Annotated in this window: 21 protein-coding genes; 19 read left to right on the forward strand and 2 right to left on the reverse strand. The window is 65.9% G+C overall.

The window, feature by feature from the left end; all coding sequences use genetic code 11:
• Positions 1-28: 28 nt before the first annotated feature.
• From ACQPYR_RS27010 to ACQPYR_RS27025, 4 genes are all read left to right on the forward strand, one after another.
• Positions 29-433 (forward strand): hypothetical protein, encoded by a 405-nt coding sequence (locus ACQPYR_RS27010; protein ID WP_433621749.1) that lies wholly within the window; start codon positions 29-31, stop codon positions 431-433.
• A gap of 357 nt (positions 434-790) precedes the next feature.
• Positions 791-1306 carry a gluconokinase gene (locus tag ACQPYR_RS27015; RefSeq protein ID WP_433621750.1) on the forward strand — a complete coding sequence of 172 codons (516 nt, stop codon included), beginning with the start codon at positions 791-793 and terminating at the stop codon, positions 1304-1306.
• Complete coding sequence (locus ACQPYR_RS27020; RefSeq protein ID WP_433621751.1) at positions 1303-2076, forward strand: glucose 1-dehydrogenase; 774 nt, start codon at positions 1303-1305, stop codon at positions 2074-2076. The genes ACQPYR_RS27015 and ACQPYR_RS27020 overlap by 4 nt, the downstream gene beginning before the upstream one ends.
• A gap of 25 nt (positions 2077-2101) precedes the next feature.
• Positions 2102-3028 carry a D-isomer specific 2-hydroxyacid dehydrogenase family protein gene (locus ACQPYR_RS27025; protein WP_433621752.1) on the forward strand — a complete coding sequence of 309 codons (927 nt, stop codon included), beginning with the start codon at positions 2102-2104 and terminating at the stop codon, positions 3026-3028.
• Here the strand turns inward: ACQPYR_RS27025 and nac are convergent.
• Complete coding sequence (gene nac, locus ACQPYR_RS27030; RefSeq protein WP_433635255.1) at positions 3022-3933, reverse strand: nitrogen assimilation transcriptional regulator NAC; 912 nt, start codon at positions 3931-3933, stop codon at positions 3022-3024. The genes ACQPYR_RS27025 and nac overlap by 7 nt on opposite strands.
• A gap of 274 nt (positions 3934-4207) precedes the next feature.
• On the opposite strand from nac, the gene ACQPYR_RS27035 reads away from it, so the two are divergent.
• Genes ACQPYR_RS27035 through ACQPYR_RS27070 form a run of 8 tightly spaced genes read left to right on the forward strand, consistent with a single transcriptional unit; the run spans position 4208 to position 11866 of the window.
• Entirely contained in the window at positions 4208-5014 is an 807-nt protein-coding gene (locus ACQPYR_RS27035; RefSeq protein ID WP_433621753.1) for a LamB/YcsF family protein, read from the forward strand.
• A complete protein-coding gene (locus ACQPYR_RS27040; protein WP_433621755.1) occupies positions 5002-5712 on the forward strand; it encodes a 5-oxoprolinase subunit B family protein in 711 nt (236 codons plus the stop codon). Before ACQPYR_RS27035 ends, ACQPYR_RS27040 begins: the two co-directional genes overlap by 13 nt.
• A complete protein-coding gene (locus ACQPYR_RS27045) occupies positions 5705-6727 on the forward strand; it encodes a biotin-dependent carboxyltransferase family protein (RefSeq protein ID WP_433621756.1) in 1023 nt (340 codons plus the stop codon). The genes ACQPYR_RS27040 and ACQPYR_RS27045 overlap by 8 nt, the downstream gene beginning before the upstream one ends.
• Positions 6724-8082: an MFS transporter gene (locus tag ACQPYR_RS27050; RefSeq protein WP_433621757.1), complete on the forward strand. Its 1359-nt coding sequence runs from the start codon at positions 6724-6726 to the stop codon at positions 8080-8082. Before ACQPYR_RS27045 ends, ACQPYR_RS27050 begins: the two co-directional genes overlap by 4 nt.
• Positions 8083-8120: 38 nt before the next feature.
• On the forward strand, positions 8121-8876 hold the full coding sequence (locus ACQPYR_RS27055; protein WP_433621758.1) for an SDR family oxidoreductase: 756 nt from the start codon (positions 8121-8123) through the stop codon (positions 8874-8876).
• A gap of 8 nt (positions 8877-8884) precedes the next feature.
• A complete protein-coding gene (locus ACQPYR_RS27060) occupies positions 8885-9931 on the forward strand; it encodes an L-idonate 5-dehydrogenase (RefSeq protein ID WP_433621759.1) in 1047 nt (348 codons plus the stop codon).
• Positions 9932-9957: 26 nt separating this feature from the next.
• A complete protein-coding gene (locus ACQPYR_RS27065) occupies positions 9958-11166 on the forward strand; it encodes an aspartate transaminase (protein ID WP_433621760.1) in 1209 nt (402 codons plus the stop codon).
• Between the two features lie 28 nt (positions 11167-11194).
• A complete protein-coding gene (locus ACQPYR_RS27070; RefSeq protein WP_433621761.1) occupies positions 11195-11866 on the forward strand; it encodes a 4-carboxy-4-hydroxy-2-oxoadipate aldolase/oxaloacetate decarboxylase in 672 nt (223 codons plus the stop codon).
• Positions 11867-11869: 3 nt separating this feature from the next.
• On the opposite strand, the gene ACQPYR_RS27075 is transcribed toward ACQPYR_RS27070, so the two are convergent.
• On the reverse strand, positions 11870-12874 hold the full coding sequence (locus tag ACQPYR_RS27075; RefSeq protein WP_433621762.1) for a LacI family DNA-binding transcriptional regulator: 1005 nt from the start codon (positions 12872-12874) through the stop codon (positions 11870-11872).
• A 165-nt stretch (positions 12875-13039) separates the two neighbouring features.
• Between ACQPYR_RS27075 and ACQPYR_RS27080 the strand changes: the two genes are divergently transcribed.
• From ACQPYR_RS27080 to ACQPYR_RS27110, 7 genes are all read left to right on the forward strand, one after another.
• Positions 13040-14035, forward strand: a complete 996-nt coding sequence (locus ACQPYR_RS27080) for a sugar ABC transporter substrate-binding protein (protein WP_433621763.1) — start codon at positions 13040-13042, stop codon at positions 14033-14035.
• Positions 14032-15000 carry an ABC transporter permease gene (locus ACQPYR_RS27085; protein WP_433621764.1) on the forward strand — a complete coding sequence of 323 codons (969 nt, stop codon included), beginning with the start codon at positions 14032-14034 and terminating at the stop codon, positions 14998-15000. Before ACQPYR_RS27080 ends, ACQPYR_RS27085 begins: the two co-directional genes overlap by 4 nt.
• Positions 15001-15008: 8 nt before the next feature.
• Positions 15009-15779 (forward strand): ATP-binding cassette domain-containing protein, encoded by a 771-nt coding sequence (locus tag ACQPYR_RS27090; protein WP_433621765.1) that lies wholly within the window; start codon positions 15009-15011, stop codon positions 15777-15779.
• The gene (locus tag ACQPYR_RS27095) at positions 15776-16720 is read left to right on the forward strand and encodes a ribokinase (protein WP_433621766.1); all 945 of its coding nucleotides are present in this window, start codon (positions 15776-15778) and stop codon (positions 16718-16720) included. Before ACQPYR_RS27090 ends, ACQPYR_RS27095 begins: the two co-directional genes overlap by 4 nt.
• A 24-nt stretch (positions 16721-16744) precedes the next feature.
• Positions 16745-17134, forward strand: coding sequence for a D-ribose pyranase (gene rbsD, locus ACQPYR_RS27100; protein ID WP_433621767.1), 390 nt, complete (start codon positions 16745-16747; stop codon positions 17132-17134).
• 188 nt (positions 17135-17322) lie between these two features.
• Positions 17323-18711, forward strand: a complete 1389-nt coding sequence (locus tag ACQPYR_RS27105; protein WP_433621768.1) for an amidase — start codon at positions 17323-17325, stop codon at positions 18709-18711.
• Between the two features lie 60 nt (positions 18712-18771).
• Positions 18772-19341: a DJ-1/PfpI family protein gene (locus tag ACQPYR_RS27110; RefSeq protein ID WP_433621769.1), complete on the forward strand. Its 570-nt coding sequence runs from the start codon at positions 18772-18774 to the stop codon at positions 19339-19341.
• Positions 19342-19404: the final 63 nt, after the last annotated feature.

The following is a 19404-nucleotide window of genomic DNA, read 5'->3' on the forward strand; positions in this document are numbered from 1 at the left end:
GTCACATGAAAGACGAAAGGGTTCAACCTTGATCAACGCCAAGAAGCCGATCGCCGTGTTAGCGGCCGCAATCGGGATCACTGCCGGGATGGCGGTGTTCCTCCCAGCCACTGCGGCCGCGGCAACATACGACGGCCAGTGTGGTGCAGGCTTCAAGGTGATCGACTCGCACGAGTTGAAGGGCGGCACAGTCTTTCTCACCTACGACGGCAGGACCAACTGCGTGGTCACCGTGCGGGACAAGCCGGGCGACCCGATCTCGATGGGCGCCGCTGTGCGGCAGTCGAAGGACCACTCCCAGGTGGTCATAAACGACGACCGCGTCTTCTCCGACTACGCGTACGCGAAGGTCGAAGCCGAAGGCAAATGCATCGACTGGGGCGGGCGCATCAAGGACGACCTCTGGGAAGAATTCGGAGTCCACTGCGGATAACCGAGCCTCGACACACCGGCGGCCGCGCGGCCGTCGGTGTGAACGGGAAGTCCCCCCAGACATTATTGGATGTCCTGGCCGGCCGCTTGCCGCATGTTGTCAACGACAAACCCGCCGACGCCCTCGATGCCACGGTGTTCTGTCGTCGGCCGAAGAGGACGTGATTGCCGCGGCGCAGTACGAGGTGAACATCGCCAGTGACTTTGTGCCGCTGGGTATCCGAGCCAGCCGCGGCATTCAACCCTCGGCTTTCGTTATGACGTCCTCCAGAACCGGTATCGCCTGATCATTGCCCTGATGCGGTGGGTTCGGGCATGGTCGATCTGCGTATCTGGAAACCGGCGGACGGGAATATTCATGGGCGGCGATCGGCGACCCCACATTGTGGTGATGGGCGTGACGGGTTGCGGGAAGTCGACGATCGGGCGGCAGGTCGCCGGGTTGGTGGGCGGCGAGTTCCTGGATGCCGATGATCTGCATTCTCCGTCGAATGTCGCGAAGATGGCCGCGGGTATCCCGCTGACGGACGCGGACCGGGCGCCATGGCTCGAGGCCGTGCGCGACTGGATGGGCACGCGAAGTGCCGGTGTGGTGGCGTGTTCCGCGCTGCGGCGGCGGTATCGGGATGTGCTCCGAAATGTCACTGCGCCAGTCGCTTTCGTGCACCTCGATGGCGCGCCTACTACTATTCGGTCGCGGATGGCGGCCCGCCGCGGGCATTTTATGCGGCCGGTCCTGCTCGATTCTCAACTCGCATTGCTGGAGCCCCTCGAGCCGGGTGAGTTCGGGCTCGTACTGGATGTCGGGGCGGGACCGGACGAGATCGCGCGGTCGGTTGTCGATTTCGCGCGGGACCGGGCGGTGGCGCGGTGAGTGCACATCGGAGTTTCGATATCGAGGGCAAGATCGCCCTCGTCACCGGCTCGAGCCGCGGTATCGGATATGCGCTGGCGACTGGCCTCGCCGAGGCGGGGGCGACGGTAGTCCTCAATGGCCGTGACGCGGCGGCACTCGCCCGCAGCCGGGACGAGATCGCGGACAAGACCGGCGCACCAGTCCACGTCTGTGCATTCGATGCGACGGACTCCACGCAGGTGACCGCCGCGGCGCAGCAGGTCGAAAAGGAGTTCGGCCCGGTCGATATCGTCGTGAACAACACCGGAGTCCAGCATCGCAGTCCGCTGCTCGAATTCTCCGACGCCGATTTCCGTCGCGTGCTCGATACCAATCTGTTCAGCGCCTTCTGTGTCGGGCGCGAATTCGCCCGCGCGATGGTCGAACGTGGACGCGGCAAGATCGTCAATATTTGTTCGGTGCAAAGCGAATTGGGCCGGGCCGGTATCGCGCCGTATGCGGCGAGCAAGGGCGGGCTGAAGATGCTCACCCGCGGCATGTGCGCGGATTGGGCTCCACTGGGACTGCAGGTCAATGCGATCGCGCCCGGCTATTTCGATACCGAATTGACCTCCGCGCTTGTGCACGACGCCGATTTCAGTGACTGGCTCACCAGGCGCACACCGGCCGGGCGCTGGGGACGTACCGAGGAACTGGTCGGGGCGCTGCTGTTCCTCGCCTCGCCCGCGTCGGATTTCGTCAACGGCCAGATCCTGTATGTCGACGGTGGTTTGACCGCCGTCGTCTGATCCACTTCCAGCCCGAAAGGCAATCGTGCCGAATATCAGCCGTCCCCGAATCCACCTCGGTCCCGATTCCGATCCCGCCCTCGCCAGGGCGATCGAGCAAGGCGGCGGCATTCTCGTTCCACTCGCCGACGCGGACGCGGTGGTGTGGACGCAGGGACCGGCTGCCTTCCCCGGCCGACTGCCCGACGCAGTGCGCTGGGTGCAGTTGCCCTCCGCCGGCGTCGAACCCTGGATCTGCGCGGGGGTCATTGATGAGACCCGCGTCTGGACCTCAGCGGCTGGTGCGTACGCGCACAACGTCGCCGAGCACGGCGTCCTGCTGCTCCTCGCCGGTGTCCGGGTCCTCGCCGAACAGGTACGCGCGACATCCTGGCACAAGTCGGATTTCGACCCTCGGGTCGGGACGCTGTACGGCTCGACCGTGGCAATCGTCGGCTGTGGCGGCATCGGCCGCGCCATGATCCCCTTGCTCACCGCATTCGGTGCGCAGGCACTGGCAGTCACCCGGTCGGGCGCTCCGGTGCCCGGCGCCGCCGAGACGGTCGCCGCGGATCGGACAACCGAAATCTGGTCGCGGGCAGATCATTTCGTGCTCGCCGCACCGGCGACACCGGACACCGCACACCTCGTGGATGCGGACGCTCTCGCCAGAATGAAATCGACCGCTTGGATCGTGAACGTGGCTCGCGGCTCGCTCATCGACACCGACGCACTGGTACGCGCACTCGAGGACGGATCGATCGGCGGCGCCGCCCTGGATGTGACCGAACCCGAACCACTTCCGGCGGGCCATCCCCTCTGGACGCTGCCCAACGCCATCGTCACCCCGCATGTCGCCAATCCCGCGACGGGCCTCACCGTGGTGCTCGCCGATCATGTCGCGGCGAACGTCGAACGGTTCGCCACCGGACAGCCGCTGCTCGCGACCATCGATATCCGACGGGGTTATTGAGCCGTGCGTCCCGCACTGTTCCTGACGTAGTTGGCGACGACGGCGCGCAATATCTCGCGCACAGCCTCCGCCGGCTTGGACAGCGGCTGATTGGTCGGGGTGCCCAGCGACACCTGGACCGTGATCGCCGGTTCGATGCGGCGCAATTCCAGATTTTCGACGGTCATGATCCGACGAGCCACCGACAACGGTAAAACGGTGGCGCCCAAGCCATTTCGCACTGCCTGCGCCATCAGCGCCACCGACTCGACCTCCCCCACGACATGCGCATGTTCTAGCGCGTGATCGTATGCCTGCTCCACGACCTTCCGGATCGTGTGCATCGGGCCGGGCAGCAGCAGCGGCACACCCTTCAACTGCGCGATCGAGACCGCGGAACCGGTCGTACCGGGGAGCCCGGTCCCGGTCGGTGCGACGACCATCAGTTCTTCGGTGAGCAGTCGCTCGAAGGTCACCCCCTTGATCGGCCCGGCGTCGTACAGCAGCGCCATATCCATCCGGCCGGTCATCATCGCCTCGCTGAGCACGCCGCCGAAGTTCTCGTTGATATGCAGCAGGATGCTCGGATACCTTTCGCGCACCGCGGTCAGCAACGGCAGGGCGATCGCGTTGACCGTGCTGTAGGGCGCCAGCCCGACGGAAACCCCGCCCGCCAGTTCGCGGCCGACCACACCAACCTCGGCCTGTGCGCTCTGCACTTGACGCAGGATGATCTGCGCATGCCGGTACAGAGCCCGGCCCGCGTCGGTGGGTTCGACGCCTTGTTTGTGCCGGATCAGCAGTTGCTGACCGAACTGGGCCTCCAGGGCCGTCATCTGCTGGCTCAGCGCGGGCTGCGCGATGTGCAGGATATCCGCGGCGCGGGTGATGCTGCCGGCATCCACGATGCGCACGAACGAAAACAAACGTCGGGTATCCACGTCGTCGATCCACCTTTCTCGCAGCAACGTCGTCGCACGCGATGATTTCCGTATTGTTGTCCTACGGAAACGCGGCGGTACCGAATTCACGGCCGACATTGTGAGCGCGCCGCATAGCCGCTGCTCAGACACCATAGAGGTTCGTTATTGCCTCACCCGAAACCGGTATTACCCGCGCGAGGGCGAACCTGCGTAGCGTCCTTCTACACCGCACGTTGACTCATACGGTGCTCGCAGTTTCCCACCCAGCGGAGGCATCATGGCATGGCAAATCGATCTCGTCGCCGATATCGGTGAGAGTTTCGGGGCGTGGACGATGGGCGATGATGACGCACTGCTCGACGTCCTCACCTCTGCCAATATCGCCTGCGGCTTCCACGCGGGCGATCCACAGACCATGGACCGGACGGTCCGCCACTGCGTTGCCCGCGGCATCGGCATCGGCGCGCACCCCAGCTTCCCGGATCTGGTCGGCTTCGGTCGGCGGGCCATGGACCTCTCGGCCGACGAGGTGCGCACCGATGTCCTGTATCAACTCGGCGCGCTGCACGCCTTCGCCGTCGCGCATGGCAGCGCGGTGTCGCATGTGGCGCCGCACGGCCGACTGGGCAACCTGGTGGCGACCCGCGCCGACTATGCCGCCGCCGTGGTCGATGCTGTCGGGTCGTTCGATCCGACCCTGATCGTGCTCGCCCAAGACGGCGAACTCGCCGAGCATGCTCGTGCACAGGGGATTCCCGTCGGCATCGTCGGCATCGTGGACCGCGCTTATCGCGCCGACGGCACCCTCGTCCCGCGATCCGAGCCGGGTGCGGTCATTCACGACCCCGAGGTCCTCGCCCGGCGCGCGGTGCGCATGGTGACCGAGGAGTTCATCGAATCCGTCGACGGCACAAGGCTTTCCGTCCAGCCGCACACGCTGCTCTTGCACGGCGACAACGGAGACGCAGTGCGCAATGCGCGGGCGATCCGGGCCGCGCTCACCGGGGCAGGTGTGCACATCGTCCCGCTTCCCGAAGTGCTCGCGGACCATGCAGGCAAGGAGACCGAACCATGTCCGGCGTAGGGGGAGTCGCCTTCCACGTCGCGGACTGCGGTGATTCCGCCGTACGCGTCACCGCGCTGGGGACCGACAGAGAAGAATGCTGGCGAGCTGTGCACGCGATCGCGGCCACCCTGGACACCGATGCGGACCGCTTCGCGATCACCGGCATCATTGCGACCTACGACGCCGTGCTCATCGAATTCGACTGCGCGGCAAGCACTCACGATGATATTCAACAGCTGCTCGCGAATCTACTACGAGAATCGGTGGCACCGAAACAACGCCCGGCCCGGCATTTCGATATCCCCGTGGTCTATGGCGGCGAGTACGGTCCGGATCTCGACGATGTGGCCGACCAGTTGGGGCTGTCCCCGGCCGAGGTGATCCGCGTGCACGGATCGTCACCACTCACCATGCGCTGCTTCGGATCTCCCGGCGGCGCGCCGATGCTCGACGGTCCCGCCTTTCCGCGTCCGGTATCCCGACGTGTCGTGCCGCGCCCACACGTACCCGCCGGAGCCGTCGCGGTAGCCGGTCGACAGGCGGTCGTATCGGCACGGCCCGCGCCCGGCGGATGGCCTGTCATAGGTCGAACCCCGCGCATCATGGTCGACCCGACGACCGAGCCGCTGTCCGCGTTCCGGCCCGGCGATACGTTTCGGTTCCATGCCATCACGGCCCACGAATGGTCCCGGTTCGAGGGAGTGCTGCATGGCTGAGACCATCACCGTAACGACCCCGGGGATCACCACCGTCCAGGATCTGGGTCGCCGCCGAGCCGCCCGAATCGGCCAGCTGACCGGCGGCGCCCTCGACCAGTACAGCGCCGAGGTCGCCAACGCTCTGGTCGGCAGTGCGTGCACAGCGCCGCTGCTCGAACTGGTCGCGCTGGACTTCGGTGCGGTCGCGAGCACCGATCTGCTCGTCGCGATCACCGGTGCGCCCGCCGACGTATGCGTCGACGGTGTCATCCGCGCCCAGTGGGAACCGTTCATATGGGCGGCAGGCACCGAACTCACCGTTCGCGACATCCGCGACGGGCTCCGGGTCTACATCGCGGTGCACGGGACGATTTCCGCGAACTACCTGCTCGAAAGTTGTGCTCCGGACCCGGTACTCGGTTTCGGTCGACAACTGACAGCGGGTGCGAATGTCGACGTCGATGTCGACGGGCCGCGACTCGACCACCCACATTTCCGAATTCCGTTGTTCCACTTCGATATTGCGCGGCCCGCGGGCACCGGAAGTTGGACCGTCGACGTCACCGATGGACCCGATATCGCCGAATTCGGCAGCACCGCGACGCGACTGTTCGAGACCTCGTTCGTCGTCGGCGACAACAGCAATCACATCGGACTCCGGCTGAGTCCCGATGGGGCCGTCCCACAACGAGAGAGCCGAACCGAGGTCCTATCCCGGGGCGTACCGATCGGGGCCGTCGAGGTGCCGGCCGGAAACGAACTGCTCGTACTGCACCGCGGCCGGGGCGTGACAGCGGGCTATCCGGTGCTCGCGGTCGTCACCGCGACCGGCTTGTCGCAGCTGGGCCAAGCCCGGCCAGGTCAGCGAGTCCGATTCCGGCACATCGGCATTCCCGACGCGGTGCGCCGCTACCGCGCTCAGCAGGCCGCGATCGATCGACTACGCACCCGCGTGGCAAATGCCTACGACAGCCTCCGAATTCCCGTCCACGCCAATACTTGCCACCGGCTCACTCACCTGGAGTACCCATGACCGACACGATCTCTCCGGCCCCGGCCGGGTCCGTGCCCACCGACCGAACGCATCCGGCGGGGTCCGGCTCGATCCGCAAGGTCGTACTGGCCGGCTGCGTCGGCATCTTCGTCGAGCTCTACGACAACGGCATCTTCGCCTTCATGGCGACCGCCCTGGCCATCGTGTTCTTCGATGTATCCAAGTCGAGTGACGCATTGTTGCTGGTCTTCGCCGGATATGCGATTTCCTTCTTCGTCCGTCCGCTGGGCGCGGTGATCTGCGGCATCCTCGGCGACAAGATCGGCCGCCAGAAGATGCTCGTCTTCGTCATCATGCTGATCAGCGTCGCGACGGCGGGTATCGGCATCCTGCCGACCTATGCGGCCATCGGCGTCGCCGCACCCCTGCTGTTGGTCGCCTTGCGGTTGGCGCAGGGGTTCTCGGTCGGCGGTGAGGCCGCCGGTGCGATGACCTTCCTCGCCGAACATTCGCCCGAGGGCAAGCGCGGACTGATCACCAGCTACGCCCAGATCGCCTCCTTCCTCGCGCTGCTCACCGGCACTCTCGTCGCCTTCACGATGTCCCCGTGGTTGAACGCGAATGCCATCCACGGCGGCGGATTCGGCAGCTGGGCCTGGCGGATTCCATTCCTCATCGCGATCCCGATGGGCCTGATCGGCTGGTACATCCGCCGCGCCATCAGCGACACCCCGAATTTCGGCAAGCTCAAGGAATCCGGTGGGCTCTCACGCAACCCGCTGAAAGAAGCGTTCGCGACGCCCGAACACCGTAGGGCTATGCTGCTCGCCCTGTTCATCCCGCTGATGAACGGCTCCGGCTACTACGTGCTGTTCTCCTACATGCCGACCTTCCTCAAGGGCGACAAGATCGGATTCTCCACCGGCACAGCACTTATCGTCACCGCCGCCAGTCTGGTGGCGATCAGCATCGCGATTCCGTTCATGGGTGCACTGTCGGACAAGCTGGGCCGTAAGAATGTGATCGCCGGTGCCGCGATCGCGATGGCCATCGGCGCTATCCCCTGCTATGCCCTCATCGCGACCGGCAGTTTCGCACTCGCGGTACTCGGCGCCTGCATCATGGCCGTCATCTTCGCCGGGCACACCGCGGTCATCCACATCCTCATCGTCGAACTGTTCCCGACCCGGGTCCGGTACTCCGCTTACGGCCTCGGCTACAACATCTCCTCGGCGCTGTTCGGCGGTACCGCACCGCTGCTGATGACATGGCTCATCCCGCATTTCGGCATCTATGTCCCGGCCGTCTATGCCGTCGCCACCGCACTCGGCACACTCGCGGCGGTCAGCACCGTCACCGACCGTGCGCACCTGCCCCTACGCGACACGCTCTGACCAGAAGCAGACCGGCCTCACCCGAGACAAGGAGTGTCATGCCTTTCGACGACTACCGAACCGCCCTCGTCACCGGAGCCAATACCGGCATGGGTGCCGCGATCACCGAGACGCTCACCAAGCGTGGCCTCACCGTGTACGGCGTCGCCCGCGATGCCGCACGGCTCGACGAAGTGGCCGCACGGACCGGAATGATCCCCCTGGCCGTCGATATCACCGACACCGCCGCACTCACCAATGCGGTTGGCCACCTCGAAATCGACATCCTGGTCAACAATGCCGGGGTATCGGCCACCGGCAATATCCTCGACGCGGCACCGGAATCGGTCGATGCCATGGTCGATGTCAATCTCCGTGCCGTGCTGCATCTGTGTCGGCTGCTGATACCGGGCATGGTCGAACGAGACCTCGGCCACGTCGTCAATATCAGCTCCATCGCGGGTCTGTACAACTTCTACGGCCACACGGCCTATCACGCGACAAAGGCCGCGATCCACCAGATTTCGCGCCAGCTCCGCAACGATGTCATCGGCAAGCGCATCCGGGTCACCGAGATCTGCCCCGGCCGGGTGGAGACCGAAATCTTCGGACGCAATCTCGGCGGCACACCCGAGGCGATGCGGGCGGCCTGGGAGACCTATTACGAAGGCTACGAATCCATTACGACGAAGGACATCGCCGACACCATCGAGTTCGCGATCGACGCACCGCGGCATGTGAACCTGGGCCTGATCGAGATCACGCCGACGTTTCAGGTGCCCGGTGGACTCGAATTCGTTCGGCGACAGGATTGATACCGCCGATGTCGCCAACCGAATTGCCCTCTCGCACACTGGGAATCGTGGCGCATGCCGCAGGCGATCTCCGCGTCGAAGCCATCGCCCTGACACCGCCGGGATCCTCCGATGCGGTCGTGGAAATCGCGTACGGCGGTATCTGCGGCTCCGACCTGCACTACTGGATCCACGGAGCCGCAGGCGAATCGATCCTCAGGGCGCCGATGTTGCTCGGACACGAGGTAGTCGGCACGGTGGTCAAGCAGGCCGCGGATGGTAGCGGGCCCGTGGCGGGCATCCGGGTGGCGGTGCATCCGGCCACACCGGGTGGCGACAGCCCGCGCTATCCCGCGGAGCGCCCGAATCTATCGCCCGGGTGTACCTATCTCGGCAGCGCGGCCCAATTCCCCCATACGCATGGCGCATTTACGCGTTATGCGGTGCTGCCGTCACGGATGCTCCGTCCGCTGCCCGATGGTCTTTCGCTGCGAATGGCCGCCGTTGCCGAACCAGCTTCGGTTGCCTGGCATGCGGTTTCGAGCGCGGGGCAGGTCGTGGGAAAGACCGCACTTGTGATCGGTTGCGGTCCGATCGGCGCGCTGGTGGTGTCGGTACTGCGCCGCGCCGGTGCCGCCGCGATCACGGCCGTGGACATCCATGACTATCCACTGACTATTGCTCGCGAACTCGGCGCGACCACAACATTGAAGGCCGACGACACCGGCGCAATCGCCGCGGTGGACGCCGACATCGTCATTGAATGCTCCGGCAACCGCTTCGGACTCGAATCCGCCGTTCGCGGCGCCACCCGAGGTGGCCGGGTGGTCCTGCTCGGGCTATTGCCCACCGGACTTCAGCCCGCGCCGCTGTCGCTGGTCATCACGCGCGAACTCGAGGTCGTCGGATCGTTCCGGTTCAACGACGAGATCGACGCGGTGCTCGATGCACTCGCCGACGGGAGCCTGGTCGTCGAGCCGGTCATCAGCCACGAGTTCCCCGTTCGAGATGCCTTGGCGGCCTTCGCCGTCGCCAAGGATGCCGCAGTCTCCGCCAAAGTGCTGCTGGCGTTCTGAACCCTATGCCGATCCGAGGAGAAAGCATGTCCCCTGTCGCCCTCGCCGCCCGTGTCCAGCGGATGCGAGAATCGCCGAGTTCCGCTGCCGCACAACGAGTTCGCGAGCTACGCGCGTCGGGTCGGGTGATCCTCGACCTGACCGTCGGCGAACCGGATTTCGACACCCCCGATCATGTGAAAGCGGCAGCGATCACGGCCATGGACTCCGGGCTCACCAAATACACTGCGGTGAACGGCATTCCGGAGCTGCGGCAGGCGATCGCGGCGCGAATACTGGACCGTACCGGAATCACGATCGGCGACAGCGAGATCACCGTCGGCGGCGGGGCCAAGCAGGTCATCTTCATGGCGCTGATGGCCACGGTCGAAGAAGGCGATCAGGTCATCGTGCCGTCGCCCTACTGGGTGTCCTATCCGGACATGGTCACCCTGCACGGTGGCACGCCCATTGTCGTGGACTGTCCCGAATCGGACCGATTCCTGCTCACCGCAGCCGGATTGGAGTCGGCGATCACGCCCGCCACGAAATGGGTGATCCTCAACGGGCCGTCCAACCCGACCGGCGCGGTGTACAGCGCGGAGGAACTCGCGGCACTCGCCACCGTGCTGGAGCGGCACCCGCATGTGAATGTCTTGTGCGACGAGATCTACGACGAGATCGTCTTCACCGATCAGCGCACCCCGAGCCTGCTGTCCGTGGCGCCGCAACTGCGCGATCAGATCTTCGTCGTCAACGGGGTGTCCAAGTCCTATGCGATGACCGGGTGGCGAGTCGGGTACGGCGTCGGCCACCCACAGCTCATCGCGGCGATCAACAAATTGCAGTCGCAGAGCTCGTCCTGCCCGTCCTCGATCGGCCAGGCGGCCGCGGCCGAGGCGCTTTCCGGCGACCAGAGCTTCGTTTCCGAGTCGATCGTGAGCTACCGTGCGCGCCGCGACCTCATGTTCGACCTGCTCGCCGACGTGGACGGACTCGCACCAGTGCGGCCGCAGGGCGCGTTCTACCTGTTCATCGGATGCACCGGACTCCTCGGCAAGCGGACACTGGACGGACGAGTACTCGACGATGACCAGGACGTCGTTTTGTATCTGCTCGAGACCGCTTCGGTCGCGACGATCCAGGGCTCCGCCTACGGCGCGCCGTCATACCTGCGCATCTCCTTCGCCACCTCGGCTGACGTACTGCGCACAGCCGCCGCCGAAATCGCGAAAGCCATTGCCGCACTGAGCTGACCACAGCCCGACCCATCACGGAGAAACCATGGTTCACGTCACCACCAAGATCGACCGCGCCGACCCCGTACTCATCGACGAACTCGGCGCCTTCTCGGCGGCCACCATCCACGAGGCCCAGGGCCGCAAGGGCGCACTCGACTCGGACATCAAACCCATCGACCGCGACATGTCCTTCTGCGGATCCGCATTCACCGTCGTCTGCCACCCCCGCGACAACATCATGCTGCAGGTCGCGATCAGCTACGCCCAACCCGGCGACGTGCTCGTCGTGGCCTCCGGCGACCAGCCCGCCGGGCAATTCGGCGACGTCCTCGCCAATGCGTGTGCCGCCCGCGGCATTTCCGCCCTCGTCACCGACGGCGGCGTACGCGATACCCGAGAAATCCGCGAACTCGGATTCCCGGTCTTCGCCAAGCACGTCTGCATCGAGGGCACCGTCAAGGAAACCCTCGGCCCCGTCAACCAGCCCCTCGTCCTCGGCGGCCAAGTCATATACCCCGGCGACATCGTCAAGGGCGACTGCGACGGCGTCGTCGTCATCCGACGCGAAGAAATCCGATCCGCGATCGCCGCCTCCCGCGAGCGTGACTCCGCCGAGGCCACCTACATCGAACGCTACAAAACGGGTGAGACCCCCATCCAGGTCTCGAACCTGGCCGCGATCCTGGAAGCCAAGGGCCTCACCGTCGACCAGTAGCCCTCAGAACTCGTCGGGACAGCCGCACGAGCCTCTGGTGTGAAGTACCGCTTCGAGATTCACCACTCCGGGCCGGGGCGTGTGGTCGTCGAGTTGTTGTAGCAGCAGGTCGATGGCCGTCTCGCCCATGAGCCGGGTGGGCTGGACCATGGTGGTCAGGCCCGGGCGGGTGTAGCGGGAGTACTCGATTCCGTCGAAGGCGACCACGGCGAGGTCATCGGGTACTCGCAGCCCGGCGTCGTAGGCGGCGCGGAGCATACCCATTGCCTGCAGGTCGCTGGTGACGAAAATCGCTGTGGGCCGGTGTGAGTCGGCCATGAGGTCGCCCAGTGCGCGGTAGCCTGCGGCGCCGCCGAAATCCGTTCGTACGATGCGTCCTTCGGCAAGTCCGGCGGCCGCCAACGCGTTTCGGTAACCCTGTACGCGGTCTTCGGCGGTCGATACGTGCGGGCCGCTCAGGCAGGCGATTTCGTGGTGGCCGTGTCCGATGAGATGGGCGACGGCCTGTTCCGCGCCTGCGACCGAATCGCACATGACGTGCGCGCAACGCGCCGGATCGATGACGCGGTCCAGTGCCACCAGCACCATGCCCGCCTCCTCGCAGGCGTCGGCGATGCCGGTCTCCCAGGACGACGAAATCGCAAGCAGCCCTTCGACTCTGCGATCGATGAAGGTGCGCACATAGGCGCGTTCGCGTTCCGGGTCACCGGCGGCATTGCCGACGAACAGCGGGTACCCACGTGCGAAGGCGGCCGCCTCGATGACAGCGGACAGTTCGGCGAAGAACGGGTTCGCGCCGTCCGGAATCACCATGCCCAGTGCATGTCCGCGGTTCATGCGCAGGCTGCGCGCGGACATATTGGGCCGATAGCCGAGTTCGGCGATGGCGGCCTCGATGCGGGCCTTGGTCGCGGGCGCGACCTGCCGCGGTCCGCCATTGAGCACATAGCTCACCAGCGCCGGTGACGTGCCTGCCAGCCGCGCCACGTCGGCTCGTGTGACTGCCATCCGAAATCTCTCCTTGCTCCGACCGTCCATCCAAGCACTCCGCACAAGTACTTGACAGCCGGTGACTCGGGTCACACACTACTCATCAACTCGCGTTGATCAACACGAGTTGATACCTGAGATGGATAGGTCGAACTCACGATGAATGCTCGATTCAGGCGTGCAATGGCGCCGCTTGTCCTCATCGGCGCGCTTGCCGCCGCTGCTTGCGGTCGCGGCGGACAGGACGGGAGCGACGGCGACTTCAAGATCGCGATCGTCACCCGGAACTTCACCAACCCCTACTGGGCGGCATTGCGCGACGGCGCCCTCGCGGAGGGACAGAAGCTCGGCGTGAAGGTCACGGTGCAGGCCGGGCAGTCCGAGACGGACGCCGACGGTGAGAACGCCCAGATCTCCACCCTGGCCGCACAGGGTTACGACTGCTTCGGCGTGGTACCGGTCAATGCCACGAATGTGATCACCCCGCTGACGCCGGTGGCGCGCAAGAACATTCCGATCCTCGATCTCGACACCCAGATCGACGCGAAGGCCTCCGCGCAGGCCGGGGTGTCGTATGCGAGCTTCATCGGTTCGGACAATCTCGATGCGGGCCGGATCGCCGGGCAGAAGATGCTCGAGGCGCTCGGCGGCACCGGCAAGGTCGCCATCCTGCAGGGCATCGCGGGCGAGCAGAACGGCATCAACCGTGATCAGGGCTTCACCGACGCGGTCACGGGCAAGCTGGAGATCGTCCAGAAGGCGCCCGCCGACTACGAACAGGACAAGGGCCTGCAGGTCACCGAGGCGATCCTGAAGGCGCATCCGGATATCACCGGCATCTTCGCCGCCAACGACACCATGGGGCTCGGCGCCGCACAGGCGATCAAGAACGCGGGCCGGACCGGTCAGATCAAGGTGATCTCCGTCGACGGCATCCAGGCCGCCCTCGACGCCGTCAAGGCGGGCACCCTGACCGGCACGGTGACCCAATACCCGTATGCCGAAGGTCAACTCGCGGTGCAGAGCTGCCTGGCCCAGCACCAGGGCAAGAAGCTGCCCGAGCGCGTGGTCTCCCCCATCGCCTTTATCGGCAAGGACAATGTCGACCAGCAGATCGCGGCGTTCCCGCGTCCGATCGTCGCCTTCGACAACCCGGTGGAAGGGCTGCTGAACAAGTGACCGCAAAGGCAACCGAAGATCTCCGCGCGCGTGAGGGGCGCACGGAGATCCTCGCCAAGGTCGCCGAATTCGCGGCACCGCTCGCGCTGGTCGTGTTGTGGGTGGCGTTCTTCATCGCCACCCCGAACTTCCTGACGGCGGACAATATCGGCGATCTGCTGGTCGCCTCGACCATCCTCACCGTGCTCGCGCTCGGTCAGCAGTTCGCGATCACCGTCGGCGGCATCGATCTGTCGGTCGGCGCCAACTTGCCATGGGCGGCAGCCGTTCTCGGCTATCTGGCCAGCCACGGCTACCCGATGGCGGTCGCCATCGGGGCCGCGATCCTGAGTGGACTGGCGGTCGGCGTCGTCAACGGTGTGCTGGTCGGTCGACTGCATATGACCGATTTCGTCGTCACGCTCGGCATGCTGAGCGTGCTCAACGGCATCACCCTGCTGCTGACGCACGGCAATACCGAGGCGGTGAGTTCCCGCTTCCTGCAACGGCTCGCACTCGACGGCATCGGTCCGGTGCGCTGGTTCTGGCTGCTGGCCCTGCTCGCCGCACTGGTCGTGGCGGGCATCATCTTCCGCACCCGGATCGGCACCCATCTGCTCGCCACCGGTGGACGACTCGAGGCCGCGCGCGATACCGGTATCTCGGTGAACCGCATCCGGCTGTTCGCCTACGCCATGTCCGGATTGCTGTGCGGCATTGCCGGTGTCATGCTGGTCGCCCGCAACGGCGGCGCGGATCCGTCGCTACAGACCACCTACCTGCTGAGCTCGATCGCCGCGGTGGTGCTCGGCGGTTCGTCACTGTCCGGCGGCAAGGCGTCGGTGCTCGGCACCGTCTGCGGTGCGGTGCTGTTCACCTCGCTGATCAACGGGTTCACCATTCTCGGCATCTCGCAGTACTACCAGCCGGTCGCCGTCGGCGCGGTGCTGCTGCTGGCCGCCGGTATCGCCCGCTTCCGAAAGTAGGCCCAGACATGACGATTCCATTGCTGGAGGCGCGCGAACTCACCAAGTCCTTCGACTCGGTACGCGCGCTGGCCGGGGTCTCGCTGACGATCCCCGAGGGCGAGGTCACCGCGCTGGTCGGCGATAACGGTGCGGGCAAGTCGACATTGGTGCGCTGCCTGACGGGCGTGCAGACCCCCGATACCGGTCAGATTCTGTTCAAAGGCGAACCGGTGCGCCTGCGCTCGCCGGAGGACGCGCGCAGGATGGGCATCGAGACCGTGTATCAGGATCTCGCCCTCATCGATGATCTGGCCGTGTGGCAGAACCTGTTTCTCAACCGCGAGTTGGTATATCCGCTCGGCATCGTCAACCGCAGGGCGATGATCGCCCGCAGCGGTGAGATCATGCGCGATCTGGATGTCGATGTGCCCTCGGTGCGCACCACGGTGCGCCGGATGAGCGGCGGTCAGCGTCAGAGCATCGCCATCGCCCGCGCGGTGGCCTGGGGCAAATCCATGGTGATCATGGACGAGCCGACCGCCGCACTCGGCGTGCGGGAGACCGCGGCGGTCGAGAAGTTGGTGCGCGGCTTGCGCGAGCGCGGGATCACCGTATTGATCATCAGCCACGATCTGGCACAGGTCATGCGCATCTGTGACAACGTGGTGGTGCTGCGGCGCGGCAGATCCGTTGCGGCGCATCGGATCGACGAGGTGGATGGTGACCGGCTGGTCGCACTGATCACCGGTGCCGCACCCGGCAATCTGGAGGTCACCGCGAACGGAGCCGAGTCGTGACGGTTGTCGTCCTCGGCTCGGTGAACCAGGACATCGTCTGTGAGGTGGAGCAGCTGCCACGGCCGGGCGAAACCGTGCTGGCACTGCGCTCGCGAACCAACCTGGGTGGCAAGGGTTCCAATCAGGCCGTCGCGGCGGCACGAGCGGGCGGCCGCGTCGAATTCATCGGCAGAATCGGTCGTGACGCCGATCCCGGATTGCGGAAATCGTTGCGCGAGTGTGGTGTCGAGCTCACCGCGCTGCGTGAGGTGCGGGACGCGCGGACCGGGACGGCCTATATCACCGTCGCCGACGGCGAGAACCAGATCGTGGTCGATCCCGGCGCCAACTTCCGCTGGGAACCCGAATCCGAACTCGACACCATGGCCGAGGCCGATTTGCTGCGGTCGGCGGAAGTCGTTGTCGCACAGCTCGAAGTGCCGCCGAACGTGGTCGAATGGGCCGCGCGGCGGGCGCGCCGGTTCGTCCTCAATGCCGCGCCGGCGACGGCGCTGCCGGATGAGCTGCTGCTCCGCTGCCACCCGCTGATCGTCAACGAATCCGAACTTGCGGCACTGACCGGGGCCACCGCGCGGACACCCGAACAGGCATTCCACCTGGCCCGTTCACTGTGCCTGCGCGGGGTGGAATCCGTCGTCGCCACCTTGGGCGCCGCCGGGTCGGTCTGGGCGCATCGCTGCGATGTGCCTGCACCGGTCGCGGGCGGATATCAGGCTGCGCCACAGGTGAATTCGGTGGATTCGACCGGCGCGGGCGATGCCTTCGTCGGTGCGCTGGCCACCGCACTCGCCGACGGAATGCCGCTGGGCGGCGCCGTGGCCTACGCCACCGCGGCTGGTGCGCTTGCCGTCCAGACGCCGGGAACCCATGCCTCCTACCCCACCGGGGACCAGATCGTCACGGCGCTCGCGGCCATCCCCGTGGCCCAGCCACTTGTCTGACCCTCTTCGAGAAGGAACCGAACCTTGCGCACCAGCGGACTCATTCACGCCGAGTTGCTCGCCGCGCTCACGGCGCTGCGCCATACCGACCTCTTCGCCGTCAGCGACTCCGGACTACCGACACCCGTCGGCGTGCCGGTCATCGACCTCGGCATCAGCTATGGATTCCCCCGGTTCGAGCCGATCCTCGACCTGATCCTCGACGAGGTCACCGTCGAAGCCGCCTGGGGCAGCCGCGACGTCGTGGACCAGAATCCGGAGGCCGCGGCCTTGCTCAGGGGCCGCCTGAACGCGGAGTTGATCGACCACGACGACTTCAAACAGCGCATCGGTGCCTGCCGGTTCGTGGTGCGCACCGGTGAGGCCCGCCCGTATGCCAATGTGTTGCTGCGGGCCGGGGTGCCCTGGCTGTAGCGTTCAGAAATATTGTTACTTGCAACATTGAACCCAGCGCGCGTGCGGCCCGTATCGATTGCGGAATGGTCAGTTGACTATCTACTGTCGGGTGCTCGGATCAATGACTGATTCCACAGGTCACGCCAGCTCGGCGACTGCTCGCAGCTCGCATCGACATGACGTGTGGGTCGGAGGGAGCGGTAGAGATGGATCTTCGCGAGGTCGTGTCCGCGGGTGTGTGGGAGCAGCGACAGCTGCTGGATCAAGGGGTGCTGACGGCCCGTGAACTGATCGAGGCGACCCTCGACGGGATCGACCAGGCGGGCGAGCTCAATGCCTTCACCAGCGTCCTGCACGAGCAAGCCGTCGCCGAAGCCATCGAACGCGATCAGCAGGACGTCGCGTCGCGCGGACCGCTGCACGGCGTCCCGATCGCGGTGAAGGACGAGATCGACGTTGCGGGCGTCCCGACCACTTTCGGCACCCGCGCCAACCTCACCCCGGCGGTCGCCGATGCCGAGGTGGTGCGGCGGCTCCGGGCGGCGGGTGCGGTCATCGTCGGTAAGACCACCATGCCGGAGTTCGGGCAGTGGCCCTACACCGAATCCACCACCTACGGGCTGACCCGCAATCCGTGGGACTCGACCCGCTCGGCCGGCGGCTCCAGCGGTGGTTCAGCAGCGGCGGTGGCGGCGGGGCTGGTGCCCGCCGCGCTCGGCGGTGACGGCGGCGGCTCGATCCGGATTCCCGCAGCCTGCTGTGGACTCTTCGGCCTGAAAACTCAGCGCGGACGGGTGCCGACCGCACCGAACGAACATCTGTGGTGGGCGTTGGGCGTCATCGGCCCGCTCACCCGAAGCGTGCGGGATTCGGCGATCGTCTACGACGTCATCCGTGGCGCCACACCGGCCGACCGTTTCCGCGCCCCCGATCCGGAGCTGTCGTTCGAGGAGGCCGCCCGGCGCACACCGACCAAACTGCGCATCGGCTACACCACGAAATCACAGACGGTGCTCGCGAAGGCGGTGCCCGAACATGTGCGCGCGGTGCACGACACCGGCGAACTCCTTGCTCAACTGGGGCATACGGTCACCGAGATCGATCCGGCCTATCCCGATTTCACGTCCGCCTTCTATCCGCAGTTCTACGGAGGCGTACTCGCCGAGATCCCGCTCGTCGATCATCCGGAACGGCTCGAACGCCGCACTCGCCAAAACCTGATGCTCGGTTCCTGGGCTCGCCGGCCGGTCGTCGAATGGGCCATGCGTCGCGGTGAAGCCTTGGCGCGCAAGGCCGATCGCATTTTCGACAAGTGCGATCTGCTGCTGACCCCTACCATTGCGCACCGTCCGCCGCGGGTCGGCGTCCTCGACAATGTGAACCCCGTCCGCGCACAACTCGCCTCGATCCCCATGGTCGCCTTCACCGGATTCTGGAACGTGACCGGGCATCCCGCCGCCTCGCTTCCGGCGGGCATGGCCAGCGATGGACTCCCCCTGGCGGTTCAACTGGTTGGACCGGCGAATGGCGAGACCACCATCCTGTCCGTTGCCGCCCAACTCGAACAGATCCGCCCGCACCCGCGTCCCGCATAACTCGAAAGCCCGTGCCTGCGCTGCCATTGTCGATAAAATTCGCACCGGAGGTGATGTGCCGTGACAAGCGTATTGCTGATCACCGGAGACGCGGCCGAGGACCTGGAGGTCATGTACCCCTACCAGCGGCTGCTCGAGGAGGGGTATGAGGTCCAGGTGGCCGCCCCCACCGCCAAGAAGCTGCAGTTCGTAGTGCACGACTTCGTCGACGGTTTCGATACCTACACCGAGAAGCCCGGACACACCTGGCCCGCCGATATCGCGCTGGCCGATGTCGATCCGAGTCGGTACGCGGCGTTGGTACTGCCCGGCGGACGGGCGCCGGAGTATCTGCGCGGCGATGCGGAGTGCCGCAGGGTCGTCGAACATTTCGTCGACGAGGACAAACCGATCGCGGCGCTGTGCCACGGTCCGCTGATTCTCCTTGCCGTCGGCGCGCTGAACGGCCGCTCGTCGAGCGCCTATCCGGCGTTGGCACCGGATCTGAATGCCGTTGGCGCGCAATGGGAAGACAGTCCGGCCCATATCGACGGCAATATCGTGACCGGTCGCGCCTGGCCGGATCATCCGCAGTGGATGCGCGCGTTCTTGGAGGTGTTGCGCGCCAAAGCGCCCGCCCCGGGCCAGTGAGGCCTGGCGTCCCGCCTCACACCGCAATACTATCGCGTGTAGTAGACGAGCGGGAGGGGTATT

Origin of the sequence: Nocardia sp. CA-120079 (assembly GCF_050955745.1) — a bacterium.
Taxonomy (GTDB): Bacteria; Actinomycetota; Actinomycetes; order Mycobacteriales; family Mycobacteriaceae; genus Nocardia.

Excerpts from the sequence above, each read along its gene's own strand:
- ACQPYR_RS27055 (WP_433621758.1), top strand. The coding sequence starts at position 8,121 with ATGCCTTTCGACGACTACCGAACCGCCCTCGTCACCGGAGCCAATACC.
- ACQPYR_RS27045 (WP_433621756.1), top strand. The coding sequence starts at position 5,705 with ATGGCTGAGACCATCACCGTAACGACCCCGGGGATCACCACCGTCCAG.
- ACQPYR_RS27075 (WP_433621762.1), bottom strand. The coding sequence starts at position 12,874 with ATGGCAGTCACACGAGCCGACGTGGCGCGGCTGGCAGGCACGTCACCG.
- ACQPYR_RS27105 (WP_433621768.1), top strand. The coding sequence starts at position 17,323 with ATGGATCTTCGCGAGGTCGTGTCCGCGGGTGTGTGGGAGCAGCGACAG.
- ACQPYR_RS27060 (WP_433621759.1), top strand. The coding sequence starts at position 8,885 with ATGTCGCCAACCGAATTGCCCTCTCGCACACTGGGAATCGTGGCGCAT.
- ACQPYR_RS27015 (WP_433621750.1), top strand. The coding sequence starts at position 791 with ATGGGCGGCGATCGGCGACCCCACATTGTGGTGATGGGCGTGACGGGT.
- ACQPYR_RS27035 (WP_433621753.1), top strand. The coding sequence starts at position 4,208 with ATGGCATGGCAAATCGATCTCGTCGCCGATATCGGTGAGAGTTTCGGG.
- ACQPYR_RS27050 (WP_433621757.1), top strand. The coding sequence starts at position 6,724 with ATGACCGACACGATCTCTCCGGCCCCGGCCGGGTCCGTGCCCACCGAC.
- ACQPYR_RS27065 (WP_433621760.1), top strand. The coding sequence starts at position 9,958 with ATGTCCCCTGTCGCCCTCGCCGCCCGTGTCCAGCGGATGCGAGAATCG.
- ACQPYR_RS27070 (WP_433621761.1), top strand. The coding sequence starts at position 11,195 with ATGGTTCACGTCACCACCAAGATCGACCGCGCCGACCCCGTACTCATC.
- ACQPYR_RS27080 (WP_433621763.1), top strand. The coding sequence starts at position 13,040 with ATGGCGCCGCTTGTCCTCATCGGCGCGCTTGCCGCCGCTGCTTGCGGT.
- ACQPYR_RS27040 (WP_433621755.1), top strand. The coding sequence starts at position 5,002 with ATGTCCGGCGTAGGGGGAGTCGCCTTCCACGTCGCGGACTGCGGTGAT.
- ACQPYR_RS27090 (WP_433621765.1), top strand. The coding sequence starts at position 15,009 with ATGACGATTCCATTGCTGGAGGCGCGCGAACTCACCAAGTCCTTCGAC.